Origin of the sequence: Photorhabdus temperata (genome assembly GCF_025384845.1) — a bacterium.
GTDB lineage: Bacteria > Pseudomonadota > Gammaproteobacteria > Enterobacterales > Enterobacteriaceae > Photorhabdus > Photorhabdus temperata.
In genome coordinates, this window is sequence record NZ_JAJAFX010000011.1 from 14,720 (window position 1) to 31,099 (window position 16,380).

15 protein-coding genes are annotated in these 16,380 nt (G+C 43.3%); 9 read left to right on the forward strand and 6 right to left on the reverse strand.

Annotation, left to right across the window (positions count from 1 at the left end; all coding sequences use genetic code 11):
• Positions 1 to 31 precede the first annotated feature (31 nt).
• The 3 genes from znuA (at position 32) to lpxM (ending at position 3,408) form a co-directional block, all read left to right on the forward strand.
• Positions 32 to 979: a zinc ABC transporter substrate-binding protein ZnuA gene (znuA, locus tag LGZ99_RS06195; RefSeq protein ID WP_021326562.1), complete on the forward strand. Its 948-nt coding sequence runs from the start codon at positions 32 to 34 to the stop codon at positions 977 to 979.
• 20 nt (positions 980 to 999) lie between these two features.
• Positions 1,000 to 2,307, forward strand: a complete 1,308-nt coding sequence (gene mepM / locus LGZ99_RS06200; protein WP_021326563.1) for a murein DD-endopeptidase MepM — start codon at positions 1,000 to 1,002, stop codon at positions 2,305 to 2,307.
• Positions 2,308 to 2,439: 132 nt separating this feature from the next.
• Complete coding sequence (gene lpxM / locus LGZ99_RS06205; RefSeq protein WP_021326564.1) at positions 2,440 to 3,408, forward strand: lauroyl-Kdo(2)-lipid IV(A) myristoyltransferase; 969 nt, start codon at positions 2,440 to 2,442, stop codon at positions 3,406 to 3,408.
• Positions 3,409 to 3,921: 513 nt separating this feature from the next.
• On the opposite strand, the gene pyk is transcribed toward lpxM, so the two are convergent.
• The 3 genes from pyk to LGZ99_RS06220 all read right to left on the reverse strand — a co-directional run bounded on the left by pyk (position 3,922) and on the right by LGZ99_RS06220 (position 8,338).
• Positions 3,922 to 5,364 carry a pyruvate kinase gene (pyk, locus tag LGZ99_RS06210; protein ID WP_262978959.1) on the reverse strand — a complete coding sequence of 481 codons (1,443 nt, stop codon included), beginning with the start codon at positions 5,362 to 5,364 and terminating at the stop codon, positions 3,922 to 3,924.
• Positions 5,365 to 5,785: 421 nt separating this feature from the next.
• Entirely contained in the window at positions 5,786 to 6,799 is a 1,014-nt protein-coding gene (locus tag LGZ99_RS06215; protein ID WP_021326566.1) for a tail fiber protein, read from the reverse strand.
• Between the two features lie 678 nt (positions 6,800 to 7,477).
• Complete coding sequence (locus LGZ99_RS06220; protein WP_036837345.1) at positions 7,478 to 8,338, reverse strand: MurR/RpiR family transcriptional regulator; 861 nt, start codon at positions 8,336 to 8,338, stop codon at positions 7,478 to 7,480.
• Between the two features lie 346 nt (positions 8,339 to 8,684).
• Here LGZ99_RS06220 and zwf point away from each other — a divergent pair, with 346 nt between their 5' ends.
• The 3 genes from zwf (at position 8,685) to mdtI (ending at position 11,415) form a co-directional block, all read left to right on the forward strand.
• Entirely contained in the window at positions 8,685 to 10,160 is a 1,476-nt protein-coding gene (gene zwf, locus LGZ99_RS06225) for a glucose-6-phosphate dehydrogenase (RefSeq protein WP_036837346.1), read from the forward strand.
• A gap of 504 nt (positions 10,161 to 10,664) precedes the next feature.
• Positions 10,665 to 11,081, forward strand: a complete 417-nt coding sequence (gene mdtJ / locus LGZ99_RS06230; RefSeq protein WP_021325820.1) for a multidrug/spermidine efflux SMR transporter subunit MdtJ — start codon at positions 10,665 to 10,667, stop codon at positions 11,079 to 11,081.
• A 1-nt stretch (position 11,082) separates the two neighbouring features.
• On the forward strand, positions 11,083 to 11,415 hold the full coding sequence (gene mdtI / locus LGZ99_RS06235) for a multidrug/spermidine efflux SMR transporter subunit MdtI (RefSeq protein WP_023045621.1): 333 nt from the start codon (positions 11,083 to 11,085) through the stop codon (positions 11,413 to 11,415).
• 102 nt (positions 11,416 to 11,517) lie between these two features.
• On the opposite strand, the gene LGZ99_RS06240 is transcribed toward mdtI, so the two are convergent.
• From LGZ99_RS06240 to LGZ99_RS06250, 3 genes are all read right to left on the reverse strand, one after another.
• Positions 11,518 to 12,774 (reverse strand): type II toxin-antitoxin system HipA family toxin, encoded by a 1,257-nt coding sequence (locus tag LGZ99_RS06240; RefSeq protein WP_023045620.1) that lies wholly within the window; start codon positions 12,772 to 12,774, stop codon positions 11,518 to 11,520.
• Positions 12,764 to 13,096 carry a helix-turn-helix transcriptional regulator gene (locus LGZ99_RS06245; RefSeq protein WP_021325817.1) on the reverse strand — a complete coding sequence of 111 codons (333 nt, stop codon included), beginning with the start codon at positions 13,094 to 13,096 and terminating at the stop codon, positions 12,764 to 12,766. Before LGZ99_RS06245 ends, LGZ99_RS06240 begins: the two co-directional genes overlap by 11 nt.
• Before the next feature lie 216 nt (positions 13,097 to 13,312).
• Positions 13,313 to 13,657 carry a RidA family protein gene (locus LGZ99_RS06250; RefSeq protein ID WP_021325816.1) on the reverse strand — a complete coding sequence of 115 codons (345 nt, stop codon included), beginning with the start codon at positions 13,655 to 13,657 and terminating at the stop codon, positions 13,313 to 13,315.
• 98 nt (positions 13,658 to 13,755) lie between these two features.
• On the opposite strand from LGZ99_RS06250, the gene LGZ99_RS06255 reads away from it, so the two are divergent.
• The 3 genes from LGZ99_RS06255 to LGZ99_RS06265 are packed head-to-tail and all read left to right on the forward strand — an operon-like array spanning position 13,756 to position 16,279.
• Positions 13,756 to 15,687, forward strand: coding sequence for a DNA repair helicase YoaA (locus tag LGZ99_RS06255; protein ID WP_036837347.1), 1,932 nt, complete (start codon positions 13,756 to 13,758; stop codon positions 15,685 to 15,687).
• Between the two features lie 27 nt (positions 15,688 to 15,714).
• Positions 15,715 to 15,969: a type II toxin-antitoxin system RelE/ParE family toxin gene (locus LGZ99_RS06260; RefSeq protein WP_235184662.1), complete on the forward strand. Its 255-nt coding sequence runs from the start codon at positions 15,715 to 15,717 to the stop codon at positions 15,967 to 15,969.
• Positions 15,962 to 16,279, forward strand: coding sequence for a helix-turn-helix domain-containing protein (locus LGZ99_RS06265; protein WP_021325814.1), 318 nt, complete (start codon positions 15,962 to 15,964; stop codon positions 16,277 to 16,279). The genes LGZ99_RS06260 and LGZ99_RS06265 overlap by 8 nt, the downstream gene beginning before the upstream one ends.
• Positions 16,280 to 16,380 lie beyond the last annotated feature (101 nt).

Consider the following 16,380-nt stretch of genomic DNA (forward strand, 5'->3'; position numbering starts at 1 on the left):
TTATTGCTTCTATTCACGAGATATTTACATTATGTTGCACAAATCATATAAACTGGCGCAGAAATTTTTCTGCAAAGCCGCAATTGCCACTGTTTTCATGTCAGGAACAATACAATCGGCTAATGCTGATGTTGTGACATCAATTCGTCCGTTGGGTTTTATTGCGGCGGCAATAACTGAGGGTGTTATGGATACGCAGGTATTGTTGCCTGATGGTGCTTCACCACATGATTATGCATTGAAACCGTCTGATCTTAAGAAGATTAATCAGGCAGATTTATTTGTGTGGGTTGGTCCTGATATGGAAATCTTTTTGTCTAAACCGTTAACCAAAGTGCCACAAGATAAACAGCTGGTATTAGCGCAATTGCCGGCGATTAAATCACTATTGCTAAAGAATGATGAAGATTTACAGGAATCAAATCATCATAACCATGAAGAGGAGCAGGAACATCATTCTCATGGTGAATATAATATGCACATTTGGCTGTCGCCAGAAATAGCGAAACAGGCTGCTCAGGGGATCCATGACCAATTATTAGCGCGTTATCCGCAGAAAAAAGCGGCACTGGACGTAAACCTACGTAAATTCAACGTTCATCTTGCGCAAACTGACAAAAATATTGCTAATATTCTTAAGCTGGCGCGCGGTAAAGGGTATTTTGTTTTTCACGACGCCTATGGCTATTTTGAACAGCATTATGGCTTGACTCCGTTAGGGCATTTTACGATTAACCCTGAAATACAGCCCGGCGCGCAAAAGTTACATCATATACGAACACAGTTGGTTGAGCAGAAGGCAACCTGCATTTTTGCTGAGCCGCAATTCAGGCCGACCGTTATTAATGCGGTAGCGAAGAATACGGGGGTGCGTATGGGCACTTTAGACCCGTTAGGAAGCCGCATCGTATTGGAGAAGGACAGCTATATGAAATTTATAACTCAGTTGTCGGAACAATACGCGAGTTGCCTGAATTAAAGTAATAAGGAATTCGATTAGTGCAGCAGATAGTTAAAACTATCGTTCTGGTGTATAGGGAGTTACCGCGGCCGCATAAGATTATGCTGGGTTCGCTGACTTTGGCGACATTGGTTGTCACGATGTGGCAGCCAATTGCTTATCATCATGAACAGGAAGAAATAAGCACCGGCAGTATTGCTATCAATGCCCCGGCAAATACTGATGAGATTATTGCGGATAGCAGTGAACAATTACCGGATGAGGGCATTCCCGATGAAGAGACGAATTCGGAAACGACGGCTCAAACTCCGCATGAATATATTGTCTCTGACGGTGATACCCTCAGTAGCATTTTGACGCAATTTGGTATTGATGCTTCCGACGTGGCATTACTGGCGAGTCAGTACAAAGTGTTACGGGGGCTGAACATTGGCCAGCCATTATCATGGACGGTAAATGAAGCGGGTGATCTGCAAAGTCTGACCTGGGGTGTTTCCCGCCGTGAAAGCCGTATTTATACCCGTGAAGGTAATGTCTTTAAAGAAACGAAATCATTTCAGAAAGGTGAGTGGAAAAATAGCGCGATTACAGGTGTGGTTGATAGTAACTTTACCAGCAGTGCTTTAAATGCGGGTTTAACCAGCAGTGAGGCGCGTGAAGTCACCAAGGCACTGCAATGGCAAATTGATTTGCGCAAATTACATAAAGGTGATCGTTTCTCTGTATTACTTTCCCGTGAAATGCTGGAGGGTCAAAGTGAACAGAGCCAATTACTGGGTGTTCGCCTGAACAGTGGCGGTAAAGATTATTATGCCATCCGTGCGGAAGATGGGCGTTTTTATGATCGTGAAGGTTCTGGTCTTGAACGCGGCTTTTTGCGTTTTCCAACAACGAAACAATTCCGTGTATCTTCTCATTTTAATCCCCGGCGAGTGAACCCGGTGACAGGGCGTGTCGCACCGCACAAAGGGGTGGATTTTGCCATGCCGGTGGGAACCCCGGTTTTGGCGGTAGGTGACGGTGAGGTTATTGTCTCCAAATATAATGGGGCGGCGGGGAACTTTATCGCTGTTCGTCATGGCCGCCAATATACCACCCGTTATATGCACCTGAGAAAACTGTTGGTGAAACCAGGGCAGAAGGTAAAACGTGGTGATCGTATCGGGTTGTCCGGCAGTACCGGCCGTTCTACGGGGCCTCATTTGCACTATGAATTCTGGATCAATCAGCAGGTGGTAAACCCATTAACGGCGAAATTACCGCGTTCTGGTGGTCTGAGTGGTAAAGATCGCACAGAATTCCTGGCAACGGTAAAAGAGGTAACACCTCAGCTTTTGCTGGATTAGCTTAATTGAACATTAATGACAGACTTTAAAGTGGATGATTGATATCATCCGCTGTCATTTTGTCTATGCCAGAAAAAGATGGGTTGATATCCTAAAATGGCAGATCATCGTTTTGTTCTAAAGAGTTAGCTCATGCATAAAGAGACAGATACAGACAGTAAAGTGGGTTATGTGCCGACATTTCATAAATCTTACCTGCATCCTCGCTACTGGGGATTATGGCTGGGGGTGGGTGTATTGGCTGGGCTGACTTACTTCCCGGTTAAAATGCGTGATCCTTTGTTGGCTAAAATAGGGTGGCTGGCCGGCAGGCTTGCGAAAGGGGCGCGTCGCAGAGCGAGGATCAATCTGTGCTACTGTATGCCGGAACTGACAGAGCAGCAGCGTGAGGCGTTGATTGATGAGATGTTTTCTACTGCGCCTCAACCTTTTGTTATGCTGGCTGAGATTTGTTTGCGTGGTACAAAATCAGCATTAAGCCGGACGCATTGGCATGGTGAAGAGATTACCCGCCAACTGAAAGCGCAGGGGAAAAACATTATTTTCATGGTTCCTCATGGCTGGGCTGTGGATATTCCGGCGATATTATTGACAGCTAATGGACAGAAAGCAGCGGCGATGTTTCATCATCAGAAAAACCCTGTAGCAGATTATCTGTGGAATAAAGTCCGGGGCCGTTTTGGTGGTCGCTTGCATTCCCGTGATGCTGGCATTAAACCTTTTATTGCTACCGTTCGCCAGGGTTACTGGGGATATTACCTTCCTGATCAAGATCATGGCGAGGAACACAGTGAGTTTGTCGATTTCTTCGCGACGTATAAAGCGACATTACCGGCCATTGGGAGGTTGATGAAGATTTGCCGTGCGGCGATTGTGCCGTTGTTTCCGGTTTATAATTACCGTACTCATCAGCTTGATATTTATATTCGCCCTCCAATGGATGATATTGAAGGCAAAGATGATGCTTTTATTGCCCGCCGGATGAATGAAGAGTTGGAACAATTAGTGCGGCCAAATCCTGAGCAATACACTTGGATCCTTAAATTGCTTAAGACCCGCAAAGAAGGGGATATTGAGCCGTATAATAGAGAAGATCTTTGATTCTAATATATACCCGTTATCTTTCAAGTTGCCTCTTTGTTGGCTGCACTCGCTCACCCCGGTTACATAGTTCGCTATGCTCCCGGGGATTCACTCCCTTGCCGTCTTGATGCATCTTGAAATCTATTGGGTATATATTGTTTAAGATCAAGATATTTCCCCTAAGTTTAATATTGTATTATTTATGATATATGACTGAAATATTTACATAATAAGACATTATAAAAGATTGAAATTCTCTTTTTGAAGTAAAGGACTCGTCAATATAAATAATCAGAGTCATATGAAATATTTATCAGCCTCATTAATATAGAAATCGTTAATTCAGTTCCTGGGGAATATTGATATCTATCAGAGGGTACATTTGATACGGATAAAAACAGCACCTTGTCAACAATCTGAGACGGTAAAAACTTTTTTACCGTCGGTTGTGTTGGATAAGTGAAGCGCGCCAGTCTTCCCGATTTAACCTGTCTCCTCCCCGAAAGCCCGACGCTAAAATGTAGTGAGTTTTTATTCCACTTCAAGAATACGGCAGGTGTTGGTACTGCCAATGGTTCCCATCTGGTCGCCCTGAGTCACCAGAACAAGGTCGCCGGAAACCAGATAACCTTTGTCTCGCAGGCGGTTAACGGCTTCATTGGCTGCTGTGATGCCGTCAGTATGACTGCTGCAATAAACCGGTGTAACGCCACGGTAAAGGGCTGTCTGGTTCAGGGTTTTCTCATGGCGGGACATAGAGAAAATGGGCAGACCAGAACTGATGCGGGACATTATTCGTGTAGTGCGGCCTGATTCGGTCATTGCGATAATCGCTTTAACACCGTTCAGATGGTTTGCCGCGTACATGGTGGACATGGCAATCGCCTCTTCGGTACTGTCGAAAGTCGTGTCTAGCCGATGTTTGGATACACTGAGCCCTGGCATTTTTTCCGCTCCCAGACAGACCCGCGCCATCGCGGCAACGGTTTCGGCAGGGTATTGGCCCGCTGCGGTTTCAGCGGAGAGCATCACCGCGTCAGTACCGTCAAGAACCGCATTTGCCACATCCATAACTTCTGCACGGGTAGGCATTGGGTTGGTGATCATGGATTCCATCATTTGTGTCGCGGTAATCACTACACGATTCAGCTGGCGGGCGCGGCGGATCAGTTTTTTCTGCACACCAACCAGTTCCGGATCACCGATTTCTACGCCGAGGTCACCGCGGGCAACCATCACGACATCGGAAGCTAGAATGATTTCATCAATGATTTCATCACTGCTAACGGCTTCTGCACGTTCAACTTTTGCCACGATTTGGGTTTCGCAACCGGCATCCCGCGCCAGACGGCGGGCATAATTGAGATCTTCACCGGTGCGGGGAAAAGAGACAGCCAGGTAATCAACACCGATTCTGGCGGCAGTGATAATGTCTTCTTTATCTTTTTCGGTTAGGGCTTCAGCAGATAAGCCCCCGCCCAGTTTGTTGATACCCTTATTGTTGGATAGCGGGCCGCCCACTGTCACTTCGGTGAATACTTTCATTCCCTGAACTTCTAATACTTTCAGTTGAACACGGCCATCATCCAGCAGCAGAATATCGCCCGGGACAACATCAGCGGGTAAGCCTTTGTAATCAATACCGACTTTCTCCTTATCGCCTTCGCCTTTGCTAAGGTTGGCATCAAGCAGAAATTTATCTCCGATATTCAGGAAAATTTTGCCTTCTTTAAATGTTGATACGCGAATTTTAGGTCCCTGAAGATCGCCAAGGATAGCGACATGGCACCCCAGGCGGGCGGCGATCTCACGGACTTTATTGGCACGCTGGATGTGATCTTCTGCGGTGCCGTGGGAAAAGTTGAGGCGGACTACGTTTGCACCCGCAGTAATAATCTTTTCAAGGTTATTATCGCGATCGGTAGCCGGACCAAGTGTAGTAACAATCTTAGTTCTTCTGAGCCGTCTAGACATGCATTACTCCGTTGACCTGTTAGTATGCCCACCGCAAAGTCGCAAGCGACTATCGTAGGGCTTGTTGTGACCTGTATCAGCTTATACCGATACTTTTCGCTGTAGTGCCTGTGCTGACAGTTGTCTCTGTAGGGGAACCACAGGGAGAACGTTTGGCACAATCACTATGCCCTGGCGAATTAGCTAACTCTTTTATGACGGATATTTATTGCCGCGTTTCTATCCTATCATGATTTGTTCCCGGTTTATCAATAATCTAATGGTCTTGGCGGGTTTTGGTATTGAAAAGCGGCAGGCGGTATTTTCAATGATGAAGGATAAATTCCACTATGTGAGCGTAAGCTGTCTCTTAAGTTAGATCTGCGATCAAGAGACAGCTGTTTACGCGAGGCTTGTCAACGGTCAGGGGGATGCCGGGGCCTTATTCTTTTCGATACCATGCCATCAATTTGACATATGAGTTCGTAATTGAAATCGCTGCATTGGCGCCTGTGTCTCCGGTATTACCTGAAATTGTATGGTTATGTGCTCCTATTGATACCGTATGAGAATGGGCGCCATTAGTGCTGGTGTTGAATTTGTAATTATCCGAATCTGTAGAGCTTGACCCTTGATTGTTTCTGGAGTTGTCATAATAGCCATAACGCCCACCGTAAGCTTCACCCCAACCGCTATCATGATAGTGCTCTCCGGCGATACTGGTGGTTTTGGTGCCATAATCAAATGTGCTCGTTGTCCCAGAAAAAGTATGATTATGCGCTGGCATTTGTGCCGCCGTTAGATTTACCGAATCACTACCACCGGTTGATAAAATATCGGCGCCATCGGCTCTCGCTAATCGAACTGTTTTATTTTCACCGATATATTCCCATGCAGTGCCCGGAAACAGCACATTTGGGTTTTTATTTTGGGCAAACCAAATCACAATTCCTATAGGATATTGTGTATTAATAATGGTTTCTATTAAGCCGAGATTTTTCAAAAATGCATTTTTATCAGGAATGTCTGCGCCATTTTGGTTTTTCTCTAGCCGGTTATTAGCATTATCATTTACATCAGAAACAAGCTTCTGAGTGGCTGCCAGTGTATTACTATCGCCTGTTTTTTCTGTGAGTTGAATAACACCTTTTTGTGTTAATGAGGCGTTCGGAACTTCTGCTGTGATTTTTTGTTTTAATGCGCCATCTAATTGGGTCGTGAGTTTAGCGATATCACCATCATCCAGTACATCATTACCAGATTGTGTCGCGATAAAATCAGCTATAACAGATGATATTGTTGATGATTGACGTAATACCTTGTTTAGCAATTGGGTAGTAATGTTTTCTGTTGGAAATCCAGTCTTTAGATTTTGATTTTCTTCATATTTTTCTTGGTTAATTACATTAGCATTATCACTAATGGAAAAAGCTTTAAAATCATTTTTCGGACTCAAATGCTCTCCTGAAATTAAATAATATTATTTTATAATCAATTGGTTAAATTATTTTTAAGATAATTTTTTGCGACTTATGTCAATGGTAGTTTAGTTCGGGAAAAATATTATAAAATATCCTTATCACTTAGAAGATTAACTTTTTTTATACAATTTTGGTAAATGAAAGCCCTGAATGTGTATGATTGAATAAATATCTAAACTATTTGTGTTAAATATATGAAGATTATTTCTCTTACTATTCATTTTGGTGATTTTTTTAGGGTGATTATTATTTTATTAATTAAAGTAAATGATGTAAAAATACCAATTGGTTCTCATTTTCATGGTTAATTACATGGGGTTGATTCTTATTTGTTGAATTGCTATTATTTTATTAAATTAACTCAGTAATATAAATTCTTCTTCCATAATTTATCTTTTAGGTGATTGTATTAAATAATATTTTAAAATAGCGGATCACTTAAAGTGAATTTAGCTTAATTTTTGCGATTGGTTTAATCGTCAAATCAAAGCAAATCACCAAAAAGGCTGAATTATGCTCCGAAATGAACGACAAAGTTGGATAAGCCAGCAGGGCAACGACTTATTTACAGCACTCAATGAGCAATAAGTGGCTACTGGCTACGCAATCGAAAACTGAATGTGTTGAGAGTCAACCCAACAGCGATAGGGCTTTCAGATTGGGGGAAAGTCAATTTTATCAAAACGTGAATTTCGCAGGGCCTCTTTCACTCTTTTCAAGTTATCTCTGAACTTTGCGCCACGGCGCAGGGTAAATCCGGTAGCCAGAACATCTATGACGGTTAATTGAGCAATTCTTGATACCATTGGCATGTAAATATCCGTATCTTCCGGTACATCCAGAAGTATCGCCAGGGTTGCTTCGCGGGCGAGAGGGGAATCGTGAGAGGTAATGGCGATGACTGTCGCATCATTTTCACGTGCAAGCTGTGCCGCCTCAACCAGACTTTTGGTTCTGCCGGTGTGGGATATCAGCACGACCACATCCCCTTCAGCACTGTTAATACAGCTCATTCGCTGCATCACGATATCGTCAAAATAGATAACCGGAATGTTGAACCGGAAGAATTTATTCATCGCGTCATGAGCAACGGCGGCAGAAGCCCCTAAACCAAAAAATGAAATTTTCCGCGCCTGAGTCAATAAATCGACAGCCCGGTTAACGGCTGCGATATCCAAATTGTTTTTTACCGTATCCAGCGTCGCCATGACCGATTCAAAGATCTTATTGGTATAGGCACTGACGGTATCGCTCTCTTCAACATTACGGTTTACATAAGGCGTGCCATTGGCAAGGCTTTGGGCCAGATGGAGTTTGAAGTCAGGAAAACCTTTGGTATCCAGACGACGGCAAAAACGGTTAACGGTGGGTTCACTGACTTCCGCCATTTTTGCTAGTGTTGCGATACTGGAATGAATGGCAGTTTGTGGTGAAGCCAGGATTATCCGCGCCACTTTTTTTTCTGACTTACTCAAGTATTCAATACTGTTTTGAACTCGTTCCAGTGTATTCATAAAACGCAGTGACCTGTGGTTTTAGCGATTTCATTCAGAGGAGAAATCTATGTAAGTTTTATGAAAATATACTACTAGTAATAAATTGAAGCTGGCAGCGGGAAGTCACAATAATCCAATATTTTTCATAAAAGTATGACAAGTGTCTAACTTTCATATTGGTAATTATATTTCATGGAAGTTGGAGAATTACATAAAACTATCACTATCTTAGCAGCGGTAGTACATGTCGCTGACATGAAGGCGAGGGTTATTTGTTATAGCTGTTTACGCGATATAGCCAAAAGGGTACATTATCGGTTAAGGCTGTAACAAAATTACAATATCCCGCAATGAGGAGATACATATGGCGGTTACTTCTACGGCTCAGGCTTGTGATTTAGTTATTTTTGGCGCTAAAGGGGATTTGGCTCGCCGGAAATTATTACCTTCCCTTTATCAGCTTGAAAAAGCGGGTTATATCCACCCAGAAACCCGGATTATCGGTGTTGGCCGGGCGGATTGGGATAAAAAAGCTTATACCCAGGTTGTTGAAGAAGCTCTGAATACATTCTTGCCGGAAAAACTGGATCCAGAATTATGGAAGGCATTGAGCGCGCGTCTGAATTTCTGCAATCTGGATGTTAACCAAAAGGAAGATTTCACCAGACTGAAAAAAATTCTTAAGCAAGATAACCGGCCTGCAATCCATTATTTTGCCATGCCGCCGAGTACTTTTGGTTCTGTCTGCCACGGATTGGGACTGGCGGGGCTGAATAAAGAGCCAAACCGGGTTGTCATGGAAAAGCCTTTAGGTACCGATCTTGAATCATCCAGGGCCATCAATGATGAAGTTGCCAAGTATTTTAATGAGTGTCAGGTCTATCGTATTGACCATTATCTGGGTAAAGAAACCGTATTGAATTTGCTGGCGCTGCGTTTTGCCAATTCATTGTTTGTCAATAACTGGGATAACCGGACTATTGATCATGTGCAAATTACGGTAGCGGAAGAAGTTGGTATTGAAGGCCGTTGGGGTTATTTTGACCAAGCCGGGCAGATGCGCGATATGATTCAGAATCATCTGTTGCAAATCCTGACGATGATTGCCATGTCTCCTCCAGCAGATCTGACAACGGACCATATCCGTGATGAAAAAGTGAAAGTATTGCGTTCTTTGCGCCGTATTGATCACACCAATGTGCGGGAGAAAACGGTACGTGGTCAATATACTGCCGGTTTTGTTCAGGGGAATAAGGTGCCGGGTTATCTGGAGGAAGAGGGGGCTAACCAATCCAGCAAGACAGAAACTTTTGTCTCTATCCGGGTCGATATTGATGATTGGCGTTGGGCTGGGGTTCCTTTCTATCTGAGAACCGGCAAACGTTTGCCAACCAAATGTTCTGAAGTGGTGGTTTATTTCAAAAAACCAGCGTTGAACCTGTTCTCTGAATCCTATCAGCAACTGCCGCAGAACAAACTGACGATTCGCCTGCAACCGGATGAAGGTATTGATATTGAAGTGCTGAACAAAGCGCCGGGGCTTGAGCATAAACATCGTTTGCAAACAACCAAGCTGGATCTGAGTTTCTCTGAAACGTTCAACCATATTCCGCTGGCGGATGCTTATGAGAGATTGTTGCTGGAAGCCATGCGCGGTATTCAGGCGCTGTTTGTCCGTCGTGATGAGGTAGAAGAAGCCTGGAAGTGGGTTGATTCTATTATGAATGCATGGGCTGCGGATAATGACGCGCCTAAGCCTTATCAAGCGGGAACATGGGGGCCGGTTGCTTCTGTTGCCATGATCACCCGTGATGGCCGCTCGTGGAATGAGTTTGAATAACGGGTAATGAGCGAGGGATTGTAAATCCTTATATTGAGGCCCAAGCTGCGTTGTGAGCGGCTTGGGTTGGTGTCATCAAGATACAGGATACCCCAATTTTTTCGCTTATTTGTGCTTTCAGTCAAGAAAAGAATAAAATTGAGCAGTTGCTTTCTATTATTCCATATGGTAGAAGTAATAGGCCAACTAACACTATAACTATGAGGATTCTTAGTATATTGCGCGGAATATCAGCGCGATGAAAGGATGAGATATCATGAACAGCGCCAAAAGCGTCCGGTTTCAAAGATCTACCCACATGCTTTTCCTTTCTGCCATTTTATCCAGTGAGCACTACTGGTGCGGTGCGTTATAGCGTCTTACTCCTGTTAACCGGTTTTCAACCGGCATTTCTATTTAGTCAAAACGTCAGGTTATTTATTTCTCATCTCATTTGCTGATGAGTTCGGTGTTTTTACTGGCTTGCGTCTTGACGTGCGTATTTGCGTGTTCAGGAGAAAGAAAATGATTTACTGGTTATTCCTTGCAATGGCAATCGTCACTGAAGTTATCGGTACCTTATCGATGAAACATGCCAGCGTTTCAGGTGGGATGGGGGGCATGGCAGTGATGTACATCATGATCGCTACATCCTATATTTTGCTGGCAATGGCTGTGAAAAAAGTTGCGTTGGGTGTTGCGTATGCGTTGTGGGAAGGGATTGGTATCCTGTTTATTACTGTTTTTAGTGTGATGTGGTTTGATGAATCACTGTCGTTGATGAAAGTGGGCGGTCTGGCTCTGCTGGTGACAGGGATTATGCTGATTAAATCCGGGACTAAAAAAGCGGTAGTCAAAAAATCGGCTGAGGCAGTGAAAAAGATGGCAGACAAAGCTGTCGATGCCGCTGTAACTAAAAACAGTAAAATTAAGGAGGCATAACATGTTGCAACAATTTGAATGGTGGCATGCTGCGTTCCTGTTTCTTGCTGTCGTGTTGGAAATTTTAGCGAATATTTTATTGAAACTGTCCGATGGTTTCAGGCGCCGTTGGATGGGGGTTTTCTCACTGGTTGCTGTCCTTGGGGCGTTTAGTGCGCTTGCCCAGGCAGTGGAAGGAATTGAACTTTCCATCGCTTATGCTTTGTGGGGCGCTTTCGGTATTATCGCAACGATTGCTGCCGGCTGGGTTATGTTTAATCAACGTCTGAATTATAAAGGTTGGGGCGGTATTGTTTTGCTGTTGCTCGGGATGGTGATGATTAAGATGGCTTAGATTTTAAGTGGTTAATTATAATAAAATGATAGCTTCAGGTAACATTTGATTCTTTCGGGTTAACTGAAGCTTTTTAGTATCTTAGTAACTCTTTGAATGCTCTCAAAACTCTATAGAAAATGGATTTAAAAACTGTCTATGCCAGAGCAATTTTTTATCTATTTCACTTAATTCGGCTTCTTCACAGATATTATCCCAATTATCTTGGATTATTGATATTTGTCTATTGAAGATTTCTTTTGCCTTTTCCTCTGATATATTAAAATTATGTGCAGTTTCTAAACAAGTTCGTAATTGACTTAGATTTTTATTATCAATTATTAGCATCGCTTGAGATGCTTCATTACCAGCTCTACCCTGAGGACATATGTCATAAGCAGGGGTTAAACTTAAACTTTTGCCATCCCAAAATGCGGAATGATTCCGAGCGTGATCATCCGTATTACCACATAATATATTAAAAACTAATCGTGAAAATAGCTCCTCTAATGTCTTTTGGGGATTAGTGAAGTTATATCGTATAATTTCGGCTAATTTTTCATAACTAGCATATCTAGCCATCATATCATCTAAGCCAAATAGAGTTAGAGCAGAGACCATTGATTTTCGTAACCAACCGTTTTGAGTATGTTCTCGGTCAAATCGTTTAATGAGTAGTACATCTTTATTTGCAGATGTTGTTAATTTTACTGAGGCAACATTAATGCCGGATAGTTCAGCGAGTCTCATAGCAATAAACTCTGTTTTAACCACACTGTAAAGATCATTGCTTGAGGAAAATTTAGCAACATATTTGCTGTCTTTATCCTCAATGAGTGCTTTGGGACGTGCTCCACCAATTGAACTGCCATGAAAAAGTGCTTGGTCTAATTCTGGTGTTAGTAGTAGACCATTTTCAACTCGTTCTGCTGATTGAATAAGTTCTTCCAGACTGGCATTCTTTATAGATCGGGGAATATATTCGGATGGGGACAATTGAAAATCTAAAGCGCCTATACGGTCAGATCCAGATTCAAGAAGGTACGTTATTTCATTTAATGTAGCAGTTTCTGTATCCGCTCTTTTTAACCCTAATATTTTGTTTATGATAACTCTACGACCCCATGCATCAGGAGATGCGTCGCGGATACAGCCAGGCATTGTTAGATCACTCAATGGGGCTATGATACCTGATTTTAATGGTAATTCCGGTTCATAAATTGAGATAGGTAGCGGTTGGCTATTTAATCTTTCAAGGTAACTTTTACCATAGTTAAATAAAATGCGGCCATTAAATTCTTCTAGGCGGCCAGCCACTACTGGCTCAGTTTGCTCTGGTAACCATATCCAAACATAAACTTCTTTGTTGTTAGAAGTCATCGTATACCACTCTCTTTTCTTCTTGAATGCGTTGTGGTAGCAAAGCCAGCTTATCTCTTGTTTGTTCTATACGTGCTGAGATAGGAAATTTATCCCTTTCAAACAAGTTGATGCCTACAAGGTTAGCTAGCTCAAATGCTAGTCCTATAGAACAGCCCATATCTCCTTTTTCAATTTTTTGCAGTGTAGTTCTGGATATACCTGCACGCTCCGCCAAATTTTTTTCTGACCACCGACGTTGTTTTCTGCCTAGCTTGATTTGCTCTCCGAGTAGTATGGCTGCTTCTTGGGAGAATTTAGAATAAGCTCTATGTTTTGACATACTCCCTCCTTTTGACTTTTATTCTGGTCTTTAATGATTTTAATGAATAGTATAGTGGTCATTAAGATGCTTTGTCAAAATGAGGATGTCAATATTGAATGACCATTATCATGGTCATTCAAAGTGCAAGATTATGGGAGGAGAATTCAATGGATATTCTTAATGGTCTCTATGTGATCAACTTATAAAAAGCAGAAGAATATCCCGGAATGAATGTTAAATACCCGCGATAATTTTTATCTCGACTTTGTATTTTGGATTCATTAATTTAGCTGCAACTGTGCAGCGTACAGGCGCACTTCCTGCTGCAACCCATGCATCCCAGGCGGCGTTCATGCCGGCAAATTCGTCTCCATCAGCCAGAAAAATAGTGGCATCGATAATTTTGCTTTTATCAGAACCGAGGCGTTGTAGCATGATGTCAATCGCGGCCAGTGTATCTGCCGTCTGCTCAGTAATATCACCATCCAGATTCTCCGGTACGCTGGTGTAATAAATTGTCTTATTGTAAACCACAGCTTCGGACCAGCGATCCTGTGGATCAATACGCTCAATTGTCATGGATACTCCTAAGTTAACTGCCATGTGCCTGATTTTGGGTGGTGATCAGAACACAGTATTGGCATAATCTCCATCCATTCTATTGAAAGAGACAGTTTGTGTCAGACGATTTTGCGAAAAATGGTTCCCTTGCCAAAGCAATAAAAGGTTTCAAACCCCGCGATGCTCAAAGAGAAATGGCAACTGCTATTGAATGTGCGATTAAAAACCATCAACAATTGGTTGTAGAAGCAGGCACAGGAACAGGTAAGACATTTGCTTATCTGGCGCCTGCATTGCGTTCTGGGCAAAAAGTGATTATTTCTACAGGTTCTAAGGCATTGCAGGATCAGCTTTATAATCGTGATTTGCCGACTGTCGCTGAAGCAATTAATTTCACCGGTAAACTGGCGCTGCTAAAGGGTCGTTCGAATTATCTTTGCCTGGAACGGCTGGAACAGCAGTCGTTTGGCGGTGGGCAGCTGGAAGCAGACATTCTGTCAGATATCGTCCGGTTGAGAAGCTGGTCTTCACAAACTGAAGAGGGTGATATCAGCACCTGTCATCAGATAGCGGAAGACAGCCAGGTTTGGCCGTTGGTCACCAGTACTAATGATAATTGCCTTGGCAGTGATTGTCCGCGCTATCAGGAGTGCTTTGTTTTGAAAGCGCGTCGCCGGGCAATGGATGCGGATGTTATTGTCGTCAACCATCATCTGTTTATGGCGGATATGGTCGTGAAAGAGACCGGATTTGGTGAGTTGATCCCACAAGTGGAAGTGAAGATATTTGATGAAGCGCACCAGATTCCCGATATTGCCAGTCAGTATTTTGGTCAGCAGTTAAGTAGCCGCCAGCTGATGGATCTCTCCCGAGACATTATTATGGCGTACCGCACGGAAGTGCGGGATCAAGCTCAGTTACAGAAGAGTGCGGATCGTCTGAGTCAAAGTACGCAGGATTTCCGGCTGGCATTGGGGGAGAATGGTTATCGGGGGAATTTGCGGGAGCTGTTGCAAAATCCGCAGGTGCAACGGGCGTTGGTATTGCTTGATGACGCACTCGAGCTTTGTTATGACGTGATGAAATTGTCGCTGGGGCGTTCAGTTATGCTGGATGCGGCTTTTGAACGGGCGACAATTTACCGTAACCGTCTTAAGCGCTTGAAAGATGTGACTATCCCCGGTTACAGTTATTGGTTTGAAAGTTATGGTCGCCATTTTCTTCTGGCGTTAACACCTCTGTCTGTCTCTGACAAATTCAGCGAAATGATTAATGAGCAATCAGGTTGTTGGGTTTTCACGTCAGCTACATTATCTGTCAACGAACAGCTTTCACACTTCACCGAACGGCTTGGGCTAAAAGAAGCGAAAACTTTACTGTTGCCAAGCCCATTTGATTATCAAAGTCAGACGCTGCTTTGTGTTCCTCGTCATCTACCGTCACCGAATCAGCCTGGTGGCGCAAAATGGCTGGCGAGAATGCTTAAACCGCTGATTGAAACTAATAAGGGCCGCTGTTTCTTTTTATGTACGTCACACCAGATGATGCGCAGTTTGGCAGAAGAGTTCCGGGCCAGCATGACGTTACCGGTTTTGGTTCAGGGCGAAACCAGTAAAGGTCGGTTACTTTCTCAGTTTATTTCTGCCGGGAATGCGTTATTGGTGGCAACCAGCAGTTTTTGGGAAGGTGTGGATGTGCGGGGGGATGCGCTTTCCTGTGTCATTATCGATAAGCTGCCTTTTACAGCGCCGGATGATCCGCTGTTAAAGGCCCGTATTGAAGATTGCCAGCTTAAAGGTGGTGATGCATTTAATGAAGTTCAGTTGCCAGATGCGGTTATCAGCCTGAAACAGGGTGTCGGGCGGCTTATTCGTGATGTCGATGATTATGGTGTGGTCGTGATTTGTGATAACCGCTTGGTGATACGTCCTTATGGTGAAGTGTTTCTTAACAGTTTGCCGCCTTCACCACGAACCCGTGATTTGACAAAAGCCGTTACCTTTCTGCAAGCCCGGCAATCTTTGAAGCGCTCTGGTAGGAAAGATTAATTATATCTGCTGATTGAGAGAATAATTATGAAACTATATAAGCAGCGGGTGGCGCGTAAGGGGCAAGGAAAGTCTGGTGGGTTTCGCACAATGATTTTGTATCAGACCGCAGAGCATGCTTTTTTTGTTTATGGGTTTGCTAAAAGTGATAGATCTAACATTGAATATGATGAAGAGATGCAGTTTAAGAAGATGGCATCCCACGTTCTAGGGTTATCTGATGAACAATTAGCCAGGCTAATTGAAAAAGGTCATTTTTCGGAGGTGATTGAATATGGTTAAAAAGTATCGTAGTGATGCGTTTGCTGCAATTCACGAAACGATGGAGGCACTGAGCGAAATAGGGGTTGTCAATAAGCAAACCATGCGTGAGTTTGATTCCGCTTGTTTGACCCCCATAGAATCACTATCTCCAGAGGAAATACGCTCTCTTCGCGAGCGTGAGCATTTGTCACAGCCTGTTTTTGCTCGATATTTAAATGTGAGTAAAAATCTTATATCAGACTGGGAGCGTGGAGCAAAAAAACCTGGAGGTCCAGCTCTAAGGTTGCTTACGATAGTTAAGAAGAATGGTATTCAGGCCATTGCGTGACATAATTAAGTATGTTCCATATTGAGACAGTAGAATCACGTTAGGAAGCGATGGAGCACAGGCAAATTTACTTCTCTTCTATCTGATAATTCATAAAGACA